The organism is Paralimibaculum aggregatum (genome assembly GCF_030270585.1).
GTDB classification, from domain to species: domain Bacteria; phylum Pseudomonadota; class Alphaproteobacteria; order Rhodobacterales; family Rhodobacteraceae; genus Thermohalobaculum; species Thermohalobaculum aggregatum.
This window is the reverse complement of sequence record NZ_BSYI01000023.1, coordinates 1-17,958: the sequence shown is the minus strand read 5'-3', so window position 1 is coordinate 17,958 and position 17,958 is coordinate 1. Positions and strand designations below refer to the sequence as shown.

General features: G+C 71.0%; 13 protein-coding genes. 10 read left to right on the top strand and 3 right to left on the bottom strand.

Going from position 1 to position 17,958, the window contains the following annotated elements; all coding sequences use genetic code 11:
- Positions 1–6 precede the first annotated feature (6 nt).
- From QSJ97_RS14485 to QSJ97_RS14470, 4 genes are read left to right on the top strand one after another with little or no spacing between them, the layout of a single operon-like run.
- Positions 7–807, top strand: a complete 801-nt coding sequence (locus tag QSJ97_RS14485) for an ABC transporter ATP-binding protein (RefSeq protein ID WP_285672494.1) — start codon at positions 7–9, stop codon at positions 805–807.
- Between the two features lie 20 nt (positions 808–827).
- Positions 828–1,508 carry an ABC transporter ATP-binding protein gene (locus QSJ97_RS14480; protein ID WP_285672548.1) on the top strand — a complete coding sequence of 227 codons (681 nt, stop codon included), beginning with the start codon at positions 828–830 and terminating at the stop codon, positions 1,506–1,508.
- Between the two features lie 3 nt (positions 1,509–1,511).
- Complete coding sequence (locus QSJ97_RS14475; protein ID WP_285672493.1) at positions 1,512–2,525, top strand: branched-chain amino acid ABC transporter permease; 1,014 nt, start codon at positions 1,512–1,514, stop codon at positions 2,523–2,525.
- Positions 2,522–3,853 carry a branched-chain amino acid ABC transporter permease gene (locus QSJ97_RS14470; RefSeq protein ID WP_285672492.1) on the top strand — a complete coding sequence of 444 codons (1,332 nt, stop codon included), beginning with the start codon at positions 2,522–2,524 and terminating at the stop codon, positions 3,851–3,853. The genes QSJ97_RS14475 and QSJ97_RS14470 overlap by 4 nt, the downstream gene beginning before the upstream one ends.
- 82 nt (positions 3,854–3,935) lie before the next feature.
- Here the strand turns inward: QSJ97_RS14470 and aptA are convergent, their stop codons facing one another.
- Entirely contained in the window at positions 3,936–5,276 is a 1,341-nt protein-coding gene (gene aptA / locus QSJ97_RS14465; protein ID WP_285672491.1) for an omega-aminotransferase AptA, read from the bottom strand.
- A gap of 93 nt (positions 5,277–5,369) precedes the next feature.
- Between aptA and pdxR the strand changes: the two genes are divergently transcribed.
- On the top strand, positions 5,370–6,851 hold the full coding sequence (pdxR, locus tag QSJ97_RS14460; protein ID WP_285672490.1) for a MocR-like pyridoxine biosynthesis transcription factor PdxR: 1,482 nt from the start codon (positions 5,370–5,372) through the stop codon (positions 6,849–6,851).
- 68 nt (positions 6,852–6,919) lie between these two features.
- Here the strand turns inward: pdxR and QSJ97_RS14455 are convergent, their stop codons facing one another.
- Positions 6,920–9,256: an efflux RND transporter permease subunit gene (locus QSJ97_RS14455; protein ID WP_285672489.1), complete on the bottom strand. Its 2,337-nt coding sequence runs from the start codon at positions 9,254–9,256 to the stop codon at positions 6,920–6,922.
- 132 nt (positions 9,257–9,388) lie between these two features.
- On the opposite strand from QSJ97_RS14455, the gene QSJ97_RS14450 reads away from it, so the two are divergent.
- The 3 genes from QSJ97_RS14450 to QSJ97_RS14440 all read left to right on the top strand — a co-directional run bounded on the left by QSJ97_RS14450 (position 9,389) and on the right by QSJ97_RS14440 (position 11,973).
- Complete coding sequence (locus tag QSJ97_RS14450; protein WP_285672488.1) at positions 9,389–10,327, top strand: sulfotransferase; 939 nt, start codon at positions 9,389–9,391, stop codon at positions 10,325–10,327.
- A gap of 84 nt (positions 10,328–10,411) precedes the next feature.
- Positions 10,412–11,089 (top strand): potassium channel family protein, encoded by a 678-nt coding sequence (locus tag QSJ97_RS14445; RefSeq protein ID WP_285672487.1) that lies wholly within the window; start codon positions 10,412–10,414, stop codon positions 11,087–11,089.
- Positions 11,086–11,973, top strand: coding sequence for a LysR family transcriptional regulator (locus QSJ97_RS14440; protein WP_285672486.1), 888 nt, complete (start codon positions 11,086–11,088; stop codon positions 11,971–11,973). Before QSJ97_RS14445 ends, QSJ97_RS14440 begins: the two co-directional genes overlap by 4 nt.
- Positions 11,974–11,976: 3 nt before the next feature.
- Here the strand turns inward: QSJ97_RS14440 and QSJ97_RS14435 are convergent, their stop codons facing one another.
- Positions 11,977–12,657, bottom strand: a complete 681-nt coding sequence (locus QSJ97_RS14435) for a 2OG-Fe(II) oxygenase family protein (RefSeq protein ID WP_285672485.1) — start codon at positions 12,655–12,657, stop codon at positions 11,977–11,979.
- A 208-nt stretch (positions 12,658–12,865) separates the two neighbouring features.
- Between QSJ97_RS14435 and QSJ97_RS14430 the strand changes: the two genes are divergently transcribed.
- Both QSJ97_RS14430 and fdhF read left to right on the top strand, forming a co-directional pair.
- Positions 12,866–14,557 (top strand): NAD(P)H-dependent oxidoreductase subunit E, encoded by a 1,692-nt coding sequence (locus tag QSJ97_RS14430; protein ID WP_285672484.1) that lies wholly within the window; start codon positions 12,866–12,868, stop codon positions 14,555–14,557.
- Positions 14,557–17,370 (top strand): formate dehydrogenase subunit alpha, encoded by a 2,814-nt coding sequence (gene fdhF / locus QSJ97_RS14425; protein WP_285672483.1) that lies wholly within the window; start codon positions 14,557–14,559, stop codon positions 17,368–17,370. Before QSJ97_RS14430 ends, fdhF begins: the two co-directional genes overlap by 1 nt.
- Positions 17,371–17,958: the final 588 nt, after the last annotated feature.

The window sequence follows — 17,958 nt, the reverse complement described above, 5'->3', positions numbered from 1 at the left end:
GGGGGGATGATGGTCATCCGCGTCGATGATCTGCACATGCATTTCGGCGGGCTGCGCGCGGTCGACGGCGCGACGCTGGAGATTGCCGAGGGCTCGATCACCGGGCTGATCGGGCCGAACGGGGCGGGCAAGACCACGCTCTTCAACGTGATCGCCGGGCATTCCCGGCCGACCTCCGGCCGCGTGACCCTCGACGGCGCCGACATCACCGGGCTGAAGCCGCACGAGCTCTTCGCCCGCGGCGTGCTGCGCACCTTCCAGATCGCGCACGAGTTCGCCACCCTCAGCGTGCGCGAGAACCTGATGATGGTCCCGGGCGGGCAGTCCGGCGAGCGGCTGCTCGATGCCTGGTTCCGGCCCGGCAGGGTTCGCGCCGAGGAGGCGGCGATCCGCGCCAGGGCCGACGAGGTGATCGCCTTCCTCGGGCTCGGGCATCTCGCCGAGGCCCCGGCCGGGCAGCTCTCCGGCGGGCAGAAGAAGCTGCTCGAGCTCGGCCGCACGATGATGGTGGATGCGCGGATCGTCTTCCTCGACGAGGTCGGCGCGGGCGTCAACCGGACGCTGCTCAACACCATCGGCGACGCCATCCTGCGGCTGAACCGCGAGCGCGGCTACACCTTCTGCATGATCGAGCACGACATGGATTTCATCGCCCGGCTCTGCGACCCGGTGATCGTGATGGCCGAGGGGCGGGTGCTGACCGAGGGCAGCGTGGCGGCGGTGCGCGCCGACGAGCGGGTGATCGAGGCCTATCTCGGCCGCGGCGGCGCCCGCAAGCGGGCCGCAGCGAAGGAGGCGGGCGCGTGAGTTTCCTTTCGGCCGAGGCCATGACCGGCGGCTATGGCGGCGCCGACATCCTCTGCGGCTGCGCGCTGGCGGTGGAACGCGGCGAGATCGCGGTGATCGTCGGGCCGAACGGCGCCGGCAAGTCGACCGCGATGAAGGCGGTGTTCGGGATGCTGGCGCTGCGCGAGGGCCGCGTCACCCTCGACGGCGACGACATCACCCGGCTCAAGCCGCAGGAGCGGGTGGCCCGCGGCATGGGCTTCGTGCCGCAGACCCGCAACGTCTTCACCGGCATGACGGTGGAGGAGAACCTCGAGATGGGCGCCTATCTGCGCGACGACGACCCGGCCGAGACCATGGCGCAGGTCTTCGCGCTGTTCCCGGTGCTGGCCGAGAAGCGCGGGCAGCGGGCCGGCGAGCTCTCCGGCGGGCAGCGCCAGCAGGTCGCCGTCGGCCGCGCGCTGATGACCCGGCCCTCGCTGCTGATGCTCGACGAGCCCACCGCCGGCGTCTCGCCGAAGGTGATGGACGAGCTCTTCGACCGCATCCTCGAGATCCGCGCCACCGGCATCGCGGTGCTGATGGTCGAGCAGAACGCCCGGCAGGCGCTGGAGATCGCCGACCGGGGCTATGTCCTCGTGCAGGGCACCAACCGGCACACCGACACCGGCGCGGCGCTGCTCGCCGATCCGGACGTGCGCCGCAGTTTCCTCGGGGGCTGAGCCTTGGCCGACATCCTCAACGCGCTCGCCGTCTTCGGCAACTTCGTCGCGGTGCCCGGCATCGCCTACGGCTCGCAGCTCGCCCTCGGCGCGCTCGGCATAACGCTGATCTATGCCGTGCTGCGCTTTGCCAACTTCGCGCATGGCGACACCATGGCCTTCGGCACCATGGCCGCGATCCTCGGCACCTGGGGGCTGCAGGCCGCCGGCATCGGGCTCGGGCCGCTGCCGACCGCGCTGCTGGCGCTGCCGCTCGGCATCGCCGCCACCGCCGGGCTGGTGCTGCTGACCGACCGCTACATCTACCGCTATCACCGGGCGCGCCGCAGCACGCCGGTGACCTTCGTGATCCTCTCGATCGGCGTGATGTTCGTGCTGAACGGGCTGGTGCGCTTCGTCATCGGGCCGGACGACCAGCGCTTTGCCGATGGCGAGCGCTTCATCATCCGGGCGCGCGACTTCGAGGCGCTGACCGGGCTCGAGGAGGGGCTGACGATCCGCACCACGCAGCTCCTGACGCTGGTGGTCGCGGTGGCGGTGGTGGCGGCACTGTTCTGGTTCCTGCGCCGCACCCGCACCGGCAAGGCGATGCGCGCCTTCTCCGACAACGAGGACCTCGCCCTGCTCTCCGGCGTCGACCCGGACCGGGTGGTGCGCGTGACCTGGCTGATCGCGGCGGCGCTGGCGACCGTGGCCGGGGTGCTCTACGGGCTCGACAAGAGCTTCAAGCCCTTCACCTATTTCCAGCTCCTGCTGCCGATGTTCGCGGCCGCCATCGTCGGCGGCATCGGGCATCCGGTGGGTGCCATCGCCGGGGGCTTCGTGATCGCCTTCTCCGAGCTCGGGCTGACCTATGCCTACAAGCGCGTCGCCGGCTACCTGCTGCCGGAGCCCTGGGCGCCCGAGGGGCTGATGCAGCTCCTCGGCACCGACTACAAGTTCGCGATCTCCTTCATCATCCTGGTCGTGGTGCTGCTGGTGCGCCCGACCGGGCTCTTCCGGGGACAGGTGATATGAGCCTCCGCGCGCCGCTTCTCTATCTCGGCATGGCCGCGGTGCTGCTGCTGATTGGCTGGCTGCAGAGCTGGTCGGTGGCGCTCTCCATCGTCAATCTCTGCCTGATCTCGGCGGTGATGGCGCTCGGGGTGAACATGCAGTGGGGCTATGCCGGGCTGTTCAATGTCGGGATCATGGGCTTCGCGGCGCTCGGCGGGGTGGCGGCGGTGCTGGTCTCGATGCCCCCGGTGGCGGCGGCATGGGCGGCCGGCGCGGGCGGGATCGGCCTCGCCGCGCTGGCGGTGGCGCTGACCGCGGTGGCCGCGACGGCGCTGCGCCGGCGGCTCGCGCCCGGGCGCTGGCGGGTGCTGGCGGTGACCCTGGTGGTGCTGCTCGGCTATGCGCTGGCGCGGCGGGCCTTCGACCCCGGCGCGGAGGCGATCGAGGCGGTGGACCCGGCGCTCACCGGCTATCTCGGCGGGCTCGGGCTGCCGATCCTGCTGGCCTGGCTGGTCGGCGGGCTGTTCGCCGCCGGCGCCGCCTGGCTGGTGGGCAAGACCGCGCTCGGCCTGCGCTCGGACTATCTCGCCATCGCCACCCTGGGGATCTCGGAGATCATCCTCTCGGTTCTCAAGAACGAGGACTGGCTGACCCGCGGCGTCAAGAACGTCACCGGCCTGCCCCGCCCGGTGCCCTACGAGATCGACCTGCAGGCGGCGCCCTGGTTCGTCGCGCGGGCCGAGGCCTGGGGCATCGACCCGGTGGAGGCCAGCTCGATCGCGGTGAAGCTCGCCTATGCCGGGCTGTTCCTGGCGGTGCTGGTGGTGCTGATGTGGCTCGCCGAGCGCGCGCTCAACGCCCCCTGGGGCCGGATGATGCGCGCGATCCGCGACAACGAGACCGCCGCCGAGGCCATGGGCAAGGACGTCACCGGCCGGCATCTCGAGATCTTCGTGCTCGGCTCCGCGGTGGTGGGGATCGCCGGGGCGATGCTGACCACGCTCGACGGGCAGTTCACGCCGGGCAGCTACAACCCGCTGCGCTTCACCTTCCTGATCTGGGTGATGGTGATCGTCGGCGGCTCGGGCAACAACTGGGGCGCGGTGTTCGGCGCCTTCCTGGTGTGGCTGGTCTGGGTCGAGGCCGAGCCCGCGGGGCGCTGGCTGATGGGCGCGATCACCGCCGGGCTCGGCGAGGAGCACTGGCTGCGGCTCCACCTGATCGCCGGCGCGCCGCATATGCGCATGGTGCTGATGGGGGCGATCCTGATCCTGGCGCTGCGCTTCAGCCCGAAGGGGCTGATCCCGGAGCGCCCGCGCACCCGGCCGGCGCGGGCGCCGGACTGCTGACGCGGAAACGGCCCCGCGCGGGGGCCGTTCCGGTGGCTCATCGGTGGGCTTTCGGTGGCATCCGGGCCTCGGGCCCTGCCCCTCAGCCCTTCGCCTGATCCAGCGTCTTGCGGATCTTGTCGACGATCTCGTCGATATGCGCCCGCTCGGCGACGAAGGCCGGCGCGACGATCGCGGTGTCGCCGGTGAACTTCACGTGGCAGCCGTTCCAGAAGAGCGTCTTCTGCATCTCCTGCCCGCGGCGGCCGGGCACGCCGTCATGCGCCACCTCGAGGCCGGACATCATGCCGATGGTGCGGATGTCGGTGACCAGGTCGTGGTCGCGCAGGCTCATCATCGCGTCCTTGAAATAGGGCGCGAGCTCGGCGGCGCGGTCGAACAGCGCCTCGGAGCGGTAGATCTCCAGCGCCGCATTGCCCGCCGCGCAGGCCGCCGGATGCGCCGAATAGGTGTAGCCGTGGAAGAACTCGATGGCGTTCTCCGGGCTCGCATCGGTGACGGTCTCGTAGATCTCGTCGCGCACCGCCACGGCGCCCATCGGGATCGAGCCGTTGGTCAGCGCCTTGGCCATGGTGCAGATATCCGGCGTCACGCCGAAGAGCTGGCTGGCGAAGGGCGCGCCGAGGCGGCCGAAGCCGGTGATCACCTCGTCGAACACCAGCAGGATGCCATGCGCGTCGCAGATCTCGCGGATCCGCTCGAGATAGCCGACCGGCGGCACCAGGGTGCCGGTGGAGCCGGCCACCGGCTCGACGAAGACCGCCGCGATGGTGCTGCCGCCATAGGTCTGGCAGTGCCGCTCGAGATCGTTGGCGAGCTCGACGCCGTCCTGCTGGGGCTGGCCGTCGCAGAACAGCTCCTTGCCGGTGAAGGTGTGCCGCATGGTGACGACATTGGGCATGGTCACCGGGAAGGTCTCGCGGTTCTTCACCATGCCGGCCAGCGAGACGCCGCCGATGTTCACGCCGTGATAGGCACGCTCGCGCGAGACGAAGCGCAGCCGCTGCGCCTGCCCGTTGGCGCGGTGATAGGCCATGGCGATCTTCAGCGCGGTGTCGATCGACTCCGAGCCCGAGTTGACGAAGAACACGTGGTTGAGCGGCTCCGGCAGCAGCCCGGCGACCCGGCGCGCCAGCTCGAAGCTGCCGGGATGGCCGAGCTGGAACGGCGGGGTGTAGCTGTTCTCGCGCAGCTGCGCCGACACCGCATCGGCGATCTCGGGGCGGGCGTGACCGGCGGGCGAGCAGAACAGCGCCGAGGAGCCGTCGATCACCCGGCCGCCCTTGTGATCGGTGTAGTACATGCCCTCGCCCTTGACGACGAGGCGGGGGTTGATCTTGAAGTCACGGTTGCCGGTGAACGGCATCCAGTGCTCTTCGAGCGAATTGGCGCGGGTGGCACCGCCCACATCGAGGTCGTGCATGGACCGGGTTCCTTTGCTGGCTTGATTGTCGCGAGCCTACTGCCATAGGCTGGATCTTCTATAGATCCAGTTTCGGAGCCCGTCTGAGGCCAAATGCGCGACGCCCTCTATCATCTCGACCGCAGCCTGCCCGCCACGCTGCAGGCGCAGATCCGCGAGATCCTGGTCTCGGCGATCGGCGCGGGGCAGTTGCGCCCGGCCGAGCCGGTGCCCTCGACGCGGGCCATGGCACACCGGCTCGGGGTCTCGCGCAACACCGTGACGCTGGCCTACCAGGCGCTGGTCTCGGAGGGTTTCCTGCAGGCGCGCGAGCGCTCGGGCTTCTATGTCGATCCCGCCGCCATCGAGGGGCTGAACACGGTGCCGCAGGCGCCCGGCAGCGACACCCCCGCCACCGGCGCCATCGACTGGGCGGCGCGCACCCGGATGCAGATGGAGGACCTGCGCTTCCTGCGGCGGCCGACCGACTGGTCGCGCTACCGCTTCCCTTTCATCTACGGGCAGGTCGATCACACCGTCTTCCCGATCGCCGAGTGGCGCGACAGCATGCGCCAGGCCATGGGCAAGCGCTGGCTCGATGCCTGGACGGTGGACCAGTATGCCCATGACGACCCGCTGCTGCTCGACGAGATCGTGCGCCGCATCCTGCCGCGCCGCGGCATCCAGGCGGGGCCGGACCAGGTGCTGGTGACGCTGGGCGCGCAGAACGCGCTCTATCTCGTGGCGGAGTACCTCTCCGAGCGCGGCACCGCCGCGGCGATGGAGGACCCCGGCTACCCCGACCTGCGCAACATGCTGCGCTGCCGGGGGGTGGATCTGCGCGCCGTGCCGGTCGACGACGAGGGGCTGGTGGTGGACGAGCGGCTCGACCCGGCGAGCCTGATCTTCGTCACCCCCTCGCATCACTATCCCAGCACGGTGACCATGAGCCTCGAGCGGCGCCAGGCGCTGCTGGCCGCGGCGGCAGAGCGCGACGCGGTGATCGTCGAGGACGATTACGAGTTCGAGACCAACTACATGGGCTCGCCGCTGCCGGCGCTGAAATCACTCGATCGCGAGGGGCGGGTGGTCTATGTCGGCTCGTTCTCGAAATCGGTGATGCCGGGGCTGCGGCTCGGCTTCATCGTGGCAGAACGGGCGCTGGTGACACGGCTGCGCGACCTGCGCCGGCTGATGCTGCGCCACCCGCCGGGCAACAACCAGCGCGCGGCGGCGCTGTTCATGACCAATGGGCACTACGAGGTGCTGGTGCGGCGCATCCACCGCGTCTATCGCGGGCGCTGGCTGGCGATGCAGGAGGCGCTGGAGACGCATCTGCCGGGCTGGGCGCAGGCGCCGGGCTTCGGCGGCTCGGCCTTCTGGCTGACCGGGCCGGCCGGGTTCGACAGCGCCGGCTTTGCCGAGCGCGCGCTCGCCGAGGGGGTGCTGGTGGAGCCGGGCGGCGCCTTCTTCGCGCGCGAGGCGGCGGGGGCGCGGCATCTGCGGCTCGGCTTCTCCTCGATCCCGGCGGAGCGGATTCCCGAGGGCATCGGCCGGATCGCCCGGCTCTGGGGCGGGCTCGCGGCAGCGGGCTGAGCGCCGGCGTCCCCGAGGCGGTCGCCGCGTTGCCGCGCCTCCACGGCGCGAGCGGGCCACGGGGCGCCTCAGGCGACGCGGGCGTGGCGGGCCTCGCGGCGCCGGTCGAGCCAGATCAGCAGGCCGGGCAGCATCAGGAAATCGGCCAGCAGCGCCACGGTGATGGTGAGGCCCGAGAGCAGCGCCATGTCGCCGTTCACCGCGAAGCCCGACTGCGCCAGCACGGCGAAGCCCGCCGCCAGCCCCGCCGTGGTGACCGCGAGCGCCATGCCGACCGCGCGGAAGGCGCCGCGCACCGCATCCTCCGGCGCCAGCCCGCGCCGCCGCCCGCGCGCATAGGCGGCGAGGAAATGCACCGTGTCGTCAACCACGATGCCGAGCGTCGAGGCCGCCACCACCGAGACCGCCAGCGTCACCGCCCCCGTGGCATAGCCCCAGATCCCGAAGGCGACGAGCGCCGGCACCAGGTTGGGCACGAGGCTGAGCACCCCGATCCGCAGGTTGCGGAAGGCCAGCCCGATGATCCCGGAGATCAGCAGGATCGCCAGCCCGGTGCCGAGCAGCATCTCGCGGGCGTCGCGCTGCGATATCAGCATGAAGACGTGGGAGACCCCGGTCGGCCGGGTTTCGATGCCGGGGGCATTCGCCGCCAGCCAGCGCGCGGCGCGGTCCTCGAGATCGCGGATCCCGGCGGTGGTGATCTCCGGCAGCGAGGCGGTGACGCGGATCGCCGAGCGCGAGACGTTGATCTGGTCCGAGAGATCCATGCCGTAGCCGAGGGAGAGCTCGTAGAGGAACAGCGCCTGCGCCGTCGCCTCGGCATCCTCCGGCAGCCGGTGGAGGGCCGGGTCGTCGCCATGCAGATGCATGTTGAGCCGCTTCAGCGTGTCGGTGACGCTGCGCACGCCGCGCACCTCGGGCTGCGCGCGCAGCCAGTCGACGAAGCCCGCCGCCTGGGCGAGGAAGGCGGGGTCGTTGATCCCCCCTGCCCGGCCGCTCTCGAGCGGGTATTCGAGCATGTTGAGCCCGACCAGCCGGTCCTCGATATGGTCGATGTCGCGGCGGATCTGGAAGCTCTCGTCGAAATAGCGCAGGAAATCGTCCTCGAAGCGGATCTGCGAGATCCCGGTGGCGGCCAGCAGCGCCAGCCCGGCCAGACCCGGGAACAGCCAGCGCCGGCCGCGGATCACCCGCTCGGCCAGCGGCTCCATCAGCGCCCGCGCGGTGGCCGGCTCGGCATGGCGGCGAAGCGGCAGCAGCGTGACCAGCGCCGGCAGCAGCGTCAGCGTCAGCGCCAGCGCCGCCAGCACGCCGATCGCGACGATGGTGCCGAACTCGCGGAACGGCGGGGAGATCGAGAAGTTGAGCGTGAGGAACCCCACCGCGGTGGTGACGCAGGCGATGGTGATCGGCCCCATGTGCCGCGCCAGCGCCAGCCGCGCCCAGTCCCGCCGGTCCGGGCTCTCGACCATCGCCTGGCGCACGCCGGCGAAGATGTGCACCGCCGAGCCGACCGAGAGCGTCGCGATGTAGAGCGGCGCCAGCACCGTGATCGAGTTGAGCGGCCGGCCCCAGAGCCCGAGCGCGCCGAGCCCGGCGAGCGCCGCCAGCACGATCACCAGCACCACGCCGAACACCGCGAGCACGGAGCGCAGCGCCAGCCCGATCACCAGCAGCAGCACGCCCAGCATCGGCCCGAGCAGGCGTTTCGCATCGGCCATGCCGGCGGTGGCGAAGGCGTTGTCGATGGCCACCGATCCCGAGATGCTCATGCGCAGGCCCGGGCTCTCCGCGGCGACGGCGGCACGCAGCGCCTCGACCTCGGCCATCAGCTGGGGGATCTCCTCCTGCGGGCGGATCCGCGGCACGCGCAGCAGGATGTGGATGGCGCTGTAGCGGCCCTCCGGATCGACCAGCTTGTCCACGAGATCGGGCCGTCCGAGCGAGGCGGCGCGCGCTGCCGCGGCCGCCTCGGGCGAGGCCGCCGCAGGGTCCGGCACCATGTCGCGCACCCGGATATCGTCCCCCGCCGCCTCGATATGCGGGATGTTGGTGAGCGATATCACCCGGCGGACAAAGGGCAGTTGCCAGGCGCGTTCGGTGATGTCGCCGATCAGCGCCAGCACCGCCGGCGCAAACACGTCGCCGCCTGGCGGCTCCAGCATGATCACCACGTTGTCGTCGCGGGCGAACTGCCCCTCGAAGGCGTCGAGCGCCACCCGGTCCGGGTTGTCCTCGGCGAAGAAGATCCGCGCATCCGGCTGCAGCCAGAGCCCCGAGGCGCTCCAGCCCGCGCCCAGCGCCAGCAGCAGCGCCAGCGCCACCCAGAGCCAGCGATGCGCGAGGATGCGCGCCGCGAGCCGCCCGGCTCGCGCCTCCGCCCCCGCCGATGCCGCCAGCCCCATGGCCCGCCTCCCTGCCGCTCGCGCCAGCCTATAGGGCCCGGCCCCGCAGGCAAGGCTTTCGCACCGGCGCCCTTAACGCCTTCTTAGCCATCGCCGGGGAGACTGGCCGCGACATGCAGGGGAGGCGCCCGAATGGCGATGGAGAGTGCTGCGATCCGCTGCGGGGAAGCGCCCGCCCCCACCTTCGTGCTCGGCCTCGGCGCGCAGAAGGCCGGCACCACCTGGCTGCACGACTATCTCGGCGGCATGGGCTGCGCGAATTTCGGCTTCGCCAAGGAGTATCACATCCTCGATGCGCTGCACCTGCCGGAGTGCCGGAGCTTCCACCGCCAGCGGATCGAGCGCGCGCGCGCCATGCTCGCCGAAGGCGGGCGCCGCTTCGGCGCCACCCCCACGCTCTGGCGCGAGATCGCCTTCGAGGCCGACATCGCCCAGTATCACGACTATTTCACGGGGCTCGCGCGGCACCGGCCGGGCGTGTGCCTGACCGGCGACATCACGCCCTCCTATGCCGGCCTGCCGGCGCGCGTGCTGGCCGAGACCCGCGCCGCCTTCGCCGCGCGCGGGGTGCGCACGGTGGCGGTGTTCCTGATGCGCGACCCGGTGGAGCGCTGCTGGTCGGCGGTGCGGATGGCGCGGAGGCGGCGCCGGGCCGACGATCCGGCGGCGGCGGAGCGGCTGACCGAGGCGGAGGCGCTGCGCCGCTATGCCGGCTCGCGCCTCGCCGAGTTCCGCACCCGCTATGACCTCACCGTGATGGCGATCGAGGCGGCCTTTCCGCCGGAGGACATCTTCCTCGGCTTCTACGAGACGCTGTTCGAGGAGGCCGAGCTCGCCCGGCTCTGCCGGGTTCTCGGGGTGCCCTTCCGCACGCCGGATACCGGGCGCCGGCTCAATGCCTCGGCCAAGGGCGCGCCGCTCGATCCGGCGGTGTGCCGGCAGGTGGCGGAGCGCTTCGCCCCGGTCTACCGCTTCGCCGCGGCGCGCTACGGGGCGGAGCGGATCGCCCGGCTCTGGCCCGGCGCCCGGCTGCTCCCGGCCGAAGCCGGCCGGCAGGTGCCCGCGGCCTGACCCTCCGCAGCCGCGGGGCCTTGGCGATTGCGCCGGCCTCCCCCCGGCGCTATTGCGGGCGGACAGGTCTCGGAGGACGGTCCGATGCGGCTCTTGCGCGCCTATCTCGATCTCGTCTCGCGCTGGCAGTGGAGCCTGCTGCTGGTGCTGCTGCTCGCCACCCTGCTGTTCGAGGCTGCGACCGGCAACGGGCCGGTCTCGACGCCGGCGGTCATGGTGCTGCATCTGCTGATCTTCATCGGCGCGGTCTGGACCTGCACGATCCCCCGGCGGCTGGCACGGGTCGGGCTCGTCTTCATCGCGCTCTGGGGGCTGCTGCGCCTCGCGCATCACCTGACCGGGGAGACGGCGCTGCTCGGCCCGCTCTTCCTGCTCAGCATCACCCTCCTGATCGGCACCCTAGGCGTGACGCTGGTGCAGCTGCTGACCCGGAGCGAGAGCCTCGACGCGCTCTTCGGCGCCGTCTTCTGCTATTTCCTGATGGGGCTGACCTGGGCGCTGTTCTTCCAGCGGGTCGAGCTCTGGGCCCCCGGATCCTTCGCGATCGGCGACACGGAGCCGACGCTGGCGGAGTTCACCTATTTCAGCCTCGTCACCCTGACCACGCTCGGCTATGGCGACATCGCGCCGCTCAGCCCGGTGGCGCGCGTCGCGGCGGGGCTCGAGGCGGCCTTCGGCACGCTCTATGTCGCGATCTTCATCGGCCGGGTGGTGGGCCGGTTCTCCGGCCGCGGCGGCAAACGGCGGGATCCCGCCGCATGATCGACTTCCGCGACATGGAGCTGCTGGCGGCGCTGGCGCATCATGGCCATTTCGCGCGAGCGGCAGAGGATTGCGGCATCTCCCAGCCGGCCTTCTCGTCGCGCATCCGCAACATCGAGCTCGAGCTCGGCGTGCCGGTGGTCAAGCGCGGCAACCGTTTCCTCGGCTTCACGCGCGAGGGCGAGATCGCACTGGCCTGGGCGCGCCGGATGCTGCTCGACCGCGAGGGGCTGAACCAGGAGATCGCCGAGGCCAAGGGTGCGGTCGCCGGGCGCATCCGGATCGGCGCGGTGCCGACGGCGCTCTCGGCGGTGGCGCGGGCGCCGCGCTATCTGCGCAGCCGGCATCCCAAGCTCACCATCGAGATCATCTCGGCCACCTCGTCGGAGATCCGCGCCGGGCTCGAGGACTTCTCGCTCGACGCCGCCGTGACCTATCTCGACGTGCCGCTGCCCGCCTCCTGCCGCTCGGAGCTGCTCTACCAGGAGCGCTACGTGCTGCTGCTGCCGCCGGCGCTGGCGCCGCGCGCCAAGGGCGCGATCTGCTGGGCCGACGCCGCGCGGCTGCCGCTCTGCCTGCTCACCGGCAACATGCGCAACCGGCGGATCGTCGACGAGGCCTTCGCCGCGGTCGGTGCGGTGCCGAAGCCGGTGATGGAGAGCAACAGCGTCACCGCGGCGCTGCTGCAGGTGATCGCCGGCACCGCGGTGACCATCGCGCCGGAGCTGCTGGCCGGGAGCCTGCCGCTCGGCGGCGAGATCGTGGCGCTGGAACTGATCGAGCCGCGGGTGGAGAAGCCGATGGGGCTCGTGATCTCCGACCGCGAGCCGATGCTGCCCGCGGTCAGGGGCTTCGCCGAGGCGATGCGCCGGGCGAAGCTCTGAGCCTCAGGCGCCTTCGGCCGGCGCGGCGGGGGCGTCTTCCGCGGGCCGCTGCAGGCGCACGTTGAAGGCGATGGAGATCCGCTCCCCGCTGCCCTTGAAGGGCAGCACATGGTGGCGCAGCCAGCTCGGGAACAGCACCATCAGGCCCGGCTCCGGGGTCACCATGTGGCGTTCGTCGAAAGTGCCTGCATGCAGCGGCACCATGCCGGTGGCGACCCGCGGGTCGAGCAGTTCGAGCCGGCCGTTGAAGCGCTCCGAGGCATCCGGCGTGCCGACCGAGGCATAGTAGACCCCCGACCAGTGCGAGCCCGGATGGTCGTGCACCAGGTGATACTGCCCGGACCGCGCGACATTGGCCCAGGCCTCGATCGCGAAGGCGAAGCGCGCGCCCTTGCCGCCGCGCAGCGTCGCCGAGGTGAGATCGGCGGTCATGCGCAGGATGCGCCGGTGCAGCACCTTCACCGCGGGGATGTCCCAGGCCAGCAGGTCGTGGTCGGAATGCCAGCCGCCGACATTGGACCGAGCGACCCCCTCGCCCGCGGCGGCCTCGCGCTTCAGCGCCTCGGCGGCGAGCTCGGCGTTCAGCGCCTCGCTCTCCGGCCAGAGAAAGGCCGCGATGGGCGTGGCGAAGGCCTGCAGTGTGCGGCCCTCGACGATGTTGATCGGCTTCTGTGCGTCTGACATGCGCGGCTCCCTGACCCATGCCGTCTCCGGCAATTCGGGGCGCGAGACTGCGCCAGCGGCCGCCCCGTGGCAAGGGCCGCGACCCGGGTCGATGCGCACGCTGCACCGCACCATAAGCGCAGCCTCGCGCGCCATAGGCTCTTTCGATTTGCAAGCCGTGGGTGCAGGCGCGAAGCTGGAGGCTGCATCCAGAGACCGGAGTTGCCCAATGAGCCCGCTAGATACCAAGTCCGGCGTATGGAAAGAGGGTCGCGGACGCGGCCGCCATACGCCGAAAGGTCGCCAGCTCGAGGACGCCGCGCTTGCGGAGGTCCGCCGCCTGCTGGGCGATCGTCCGCGCCGCCGCGACCTGCTGATCGAGTTCCTGCACCTGATCCAGGACGAACACGGCCATCTCTCGGCGGCGCATCTCGGCGCCCTCGCCGAGGAGATGCGGCTGGCGCAGACCGAGGTCTACGAAGTGGCGACCTTCTACGCGCATTTCGACGTGGTCAAGGAAGGCGAGACCCCGCCGCCGGCGCTGACCATCCGGGTCTGCGACAGCCTCTCCTGCGAGCTCGCGGGGGCACAGCAGCTCCTCGAGGCGCTGAATGCCGGGCATGACCCCAAGGATGTTCGCGTGCTGCGCGCGCCCTGCATGGGCCGCTGCGACACCGCGCCGGTGCTCGAACTCGGCCATGCGCATATCGACCACGCGACGCCGGAGAAGGTGGCCGAGGCCATCGCCGCCGGCCACACCCATGCGGTGATCCCCGACTACGAGACCTACGAGACCTATGCCGCCGCGGGCGGCTATACCCGGCTGCGCGAGCTGCGCGCCGGCGGCGACCCGGAGGGCGTGCAGGAGGCGGTGCTCGCCTCGGGCCTGCGCGGCCTTGGCGGCGCCGGCTTCCCCTCGGGCAGGAAATGGTCCTTCGTGCGGGCCGAGCCGGGGCCGCGCTATCTCGCGGTGAACGGCGACGAGGGCGAGCCCGGCACCTTCAAGGACCGCTACTACCTCGAGCGCACGCCGCATCTCTTCCTCGAGGGGATGCTGATCGCGGCCTGGGCGGTGGAGGCGGAGACCTGCTTCATCTACATGCGCGACGAGTATCCGGCGGTGCTGGAGATCCTGCGCCGCGAGATCGCCGCGCTCGAGGAGGCGGGCATCGTCGAGCCCGGCTACATCGACCTGCGGCGCGGCGCCGGCGCCTATATCTGCGGCGAAGAGAGTGCGATGATCGAATCGATCGAGGGCAAGCGCGGCCTGCCGCGGCACCGGCCGCCCTATGTCGCGCAGGTCGGCATCTTCGACCGGCCGACGCTGGTGCACAATGTCGAGACGCTTTATTGGATCACCAAGATCTGCCGCGAGGGGCCGGAGATTCTCGCCTCCACCGAGAAGAACGGCCGCAAGGGGCTGCGTTCCTACTCGGTCTCGGGGCGGGTGAAGAACCCGGGCGTGCACCTGCTGCCGGCGGGCTCGACGATCACCGACATCATCGAGGCCTGCGGGGGAATGCTCGACGGCCACGCCTTCAAGGCCTATCAGCCCGGCGGTCCGTCCTCCGGCCTGCTGCCGGCGAGCATGGCCGATATCCCGCTCGACTTCGACACGCTGCAGCCGCACGACACCTTCATCGGCTCGGCGGCGGTGGTGGTGCTCTCCGACAGGGACAGCGCCCGCGAGGCGGCGCTCAACATGCTCCGCTTCTTCGAGGACGAGAGCTGCGGGCAGTGCACCCCCTGCCGCGCCGGCTGCGAGAAGGCGGTGAAGCTGATGGAGGCCGACAAGTGGGATACCGGGCTCCTCGAGGAGCTCAGCCAGGTCATGGCCGATGCCTCGATCTGCGGTCTCGGCCAGGCCGCGCCGAACCCGATCCGCCTCACGATCAAGCACTTCCCGGAGGAGATCTCCTGATGCCCGACGGTAACAAGCCCGCCACCATCACCTTCACCCTCGACGGGCGCGAGGTCACCGCCAATCTCGGCGAGACGATCTGGGAGGTCGCCAAGCGCCAGGGCACGAAGATCCCGCATCTCTGCCACAAGGACGCCAAGGGCTACCGGCCGGACGGCAACTGCCGCGCCTGCATGGTGGAGATCGACGGCGAGCGCACGCTGGCCGCCTCCTGCATCCGCCAGCCGCGCGACGGCATGGTGGTCAACACCGCCTCCGAGCGCGCCGAGAAATCGCGCAAGCTGGTGATGGAGCTCCTGGTCGCCGACCAGCCGGCCCGCACCGAGGCCCATGACCGCGACAGCCATCTCTGGGAGATGGCCGAGATGCAGGACGTCGTGACCTCGCGCTTCCCGGCCAAGCAGCCGGAGCGGGTGCCGCTGCTCGACGACAGCCACCTCGCCATGCGCGTCAATCTCGATGCCTGCATCAACTGCAATCTCTGCGTGCGGGCCTGCCGCGAGGTGCAGGTGAACGACGTCATCGGCATGGCGCTGCGCGGGGCGGATTCGAAGATCGTCTTCGACATGGACGACCCGATGGGCGCCTCCACCTGCGTCGCCTGCGGCGAATGCGTGCAGGCCTGCCCGACCGGCGCGCTGATGCCGGCGACCCTCGTCGATGCCGAGCAGAAGGGCACCTCGAAGGCGGCGCACCGCTCGGTCGACAGCGTCTGCCCCTATTGCGGCGTCGGCTGCCAGCTCAAGTTCCAGATTGGCCGCGACGAGGCCGGCGAGGAGAAGATCGTCGCCGTCGAGGGCAGCCCCGGACCGGCCAACGAGAACCGGCTCTGCGTCAAGGGCCGCTTCGGCTTCGACTATGTGAAGCACCCGCACCGGCTCACCAAGCCGCTGATCCGCAAGCCCGGCGCGCCGGCCAAGGGGCTCAATGTCGACCCCGCCAACTGGCAGACGCATTTCCGCGAGGCGACCTGGGACGAGGCGCTCGACGCCGCCGCCGGCGGGCTCGCCAAGCTGCGCGGCTTCTATGGCGGGCGCTCGATCTCCGGCCTCGGCTCGGCGAAATGCTCCAACGAGGAGGCCTATCTCTTCCAGAAGCTGATCCGCCAGGGCTTCGGGCACAACAACGTGGACCACTGCACCCGGCTCTGCCACGCCTCCTCGGTCGCGGCGCTGATGGAGAATGTCGGCTCCGGCGCGGTGACCGCGACCTTCAACGAGATCGAGAACGCCGACATCGCCATCGCCATCGGCTGCAACCCGACCGAGAACCACCCCGTCGCGGCGACCTATTTCAAGCAGTTCACCAAGCGCGGCGGCGAGCTGATCGTGATGGACCCGCGCGGCCAGGGCCTGAAGCGCCACGCGACCCACATGCTGCAGTTCCGCCCGGGCACCGATGTCGCGATGCTCAACGCGATCATGAACGTGATCGTCGAGGAGAAGCTCTACGACCGCAACTATGTCGAGGGCTTCACCGAGGGCTTCTTCCAGCTCCGCGAGCATCTCAAGGGCTTCCCGCCGGAGAAGATGGCCGAGGTCTGCGGCATCGATGCCGAGACGCTGCGCACCGTGGCCCGCAAGTTCGCCACCGCCAAGGCGGGGATGATCTTCTGGGGCATGGGCGTCTCCCAGCACATCCACGGCACCGACAACTCGCGCTGCCTGATCAGCCTCGCGCTGCTCTGCGGCCAGGTCGGGCGGCCGGGCACCGGGCTGCACCCGCTGCGCGGGCAGAACAACGTGCAGGGTGCCTCCGATGCCGGCCTGATCCCGATGGTGCTGCCGGACTACCAGCCGGTGAAGGACGAGAGCGTGCGCGAGCTCTTCCGCTCGATCTGGGACGGCACCGAGATCGACCCGACGCCGGGGCTCACCACGGTCGAGATGATCGACGCGATCTATCGCGGGCAGATCCGCGGCATGTACATCCTCGGCGAGAACCCGGCGATGTCGGACCCGGATGTCGACCATGCCCGCGACGCGCTGGCCAAGCTCGACCACCTCGTGGTGCAGGACATCTTCCTGACCGAGACCGCGAACTTCGCCGACGTGATCCTGCCCGCCTCGGCCTGGCCGGAGAAGACCGGCACGGTGACCAACACCAACCGCCAGGTGCAGATGGGCCGCAAGGCGCTCGAGGCCCCCGGCGAGGCGAAGGAGGACTGGTGGATCACCGTGCAGCTCGCCAGGCGGCTCGGGCTGAACTGGGGCTACCAGCACCCCTCCGAGGTGTTCGGCGAGATGAAGATGAGCATGAACTCGCTCAAGAACATCACCTGGGGCCGGCTCGAGGCCGAGGGCGCGGTGACCTATCCCTCGCTCACGCCCGACGATCCGGGCCAGGCGGTGGTGTTCGGCGACGGCTTCCCGCGCCCCGGCGGCCGGGCCAAGTTCACCCCGGCCAAGGTGACGCCGCCGGCCGAGGTGCCGGATCACGAATACCCGATGATCCTGACCACCGGGCGCCAGCTCGAGCACTGGCACACCGGCTCGATGACCCGGCGCGCCAGCGTGCTCGACTGGGCCGAGCCCGAGGCGCATGCCTCGCTGCACCCGAAGACGCTGCGCCGGCTCGGCGTGGCCCCGGGCGAGCGGGTCGAGGTACGCACCCGCCGCGGCGCCATCTCGATCGCGGCGCGGGCCGACCGGGCGGTGGCCGAGGACATGGTGTTCATCCCGTTCGCCTATGTCGAGGCGGCGGCGAACATCCTGACCAACCCGCAGCTCGACCCCTACGGCAAGATCCCGGAGTTCAAGTTCTCCGCCTGTGCCGTGGCCCCGGCGAGCGACGCCGAGATCGCCGCCGAATGATCGCATAGGTCACTCCTGCGGGGATCCCTGCCCCGCAGGACCGGCTGCGGCCCGCTCCTCGCGGGCCGCCCTTTTCGTTCCGGTCGCCCGATCTCCCCGCGCGCCGGGCGGACCGCCCCCATGGCGCCCCGGCCCGCCTCGCCCTCCGGGCATCGCGCCACCACCGTGCCGGCGATTGCCCCCGCCGCCGCCATGCACGCCTTGCGCCGGGATTTGGCGGCAGTCGCACCGGCGGGACTGTCGCGCTCTCCCATGGGTCCGGCCGGACACCGCTCAGGGCGCAGGGTGAGACTATTGCGCGGCTGCGGCGGAGGCACAGGGAAGTCCCGCAGGAAACAGGGCGATCTGCGCCTGTCCACGGCCCCGAGCCCGCGCGGAAGACATCGGCGACTGCCAGCAGGGTTCCGATCCACACCTGCCGAACCCGAGCCGTGGTCAGGCAGCCCCGGCGCTGAATGATCCACTCACCGTGACGGTAGGTCGGGGGCCTGACGCCGTTCCTCAATGGTGTCGAAGCATCGCCCCTGAAGGAGCTTCTCCGTCATGCTCCGAGCAAAGCGCTCGGCGCAGCCGTCGCCTTCGGGCCCC

Coding starts and splice junctions, on each gene's coding strand:
- QSJ97_RS14435 (WP_285672485.1), bottom strand. CDS start 12,657: ATGTCAGACGCACAGAAGCCGATCAACATCGTCGAGGGCCGCACACTG.
- QSJ97_RS14430 (WP_285672484.1), top strand. CDS start 12,866: ATGAGCCCGCTAGATACCAAGTCCGGCGTATGGAAAGAGGGTCGCGGA.
- aptA (WP_285672491.1), bottom strand. CDS start 5,276: ATGCACGACCTCGATGTGGGCGGTGCCACCCGCGCCAATTCGCTCGAA.
- QSJ97_RS14455 (WP_285672489.1), bottom strand. CDS start 9,256: ATGGGGCTGGCGGCATCGGCGGGGGCGGAGGCGCGAGCCGGGCGGCTC.
- pdxR (WP_285672490.1), top strand. CDS start 5,370: ATGCGCGACGCCCTCTATCATCTCGACCGCAGCCTGCCCGCCACGCTG.
- QSJ97_RS14470 (WP_285672492.1), top strand. CDS start 2,522: ATGAGCCTCCGCGCGCCGCTTCTCTATCTCGGCATGGCCGCGGTGCTG.
- QSJ97_RS14480 (WP_285672548.1), top strand. CDS start 828: ATGACCGGCGGCTATGGCGGCGCCGACATCCTCTGCGGCTGCGCGCTG.
- QSJ97_RS14445 (WP_285672487.1), top strand. CDS start 10,412: ATGCGGCTCTTGCGCGCCTATCTCGATCTCGTCTCGCGCTGGCAGTGG.
- QSJ97_RS14485 (WP_285672494.1), top strand. CDS start 7: ATGATGGTCATCCGCGTCGATGATCTGCACATGCATTTCGGCGGGCTG.
- QSJ97_RS14440 (WP_285672486.1), top strand. CDS start 11,086: ATGATCGACTTCCGCGACATGGAGCTGCTGGCGGCGCTGGCGCATCAT.
- QSJ97_RS14450 (WP_285672488.1), top strand. CDS start 9,389: ATGGCGATGGAGAGTGCTGCGATCCGCTGCGGGGAAGCGCCCGCCCCC.
- fdhF (WP_285672483.1), top strand. CDS start 14,557: ATGCCCGACGGTAACAAGCCCGCCACCATCACCTTCACCCTCGACGGG.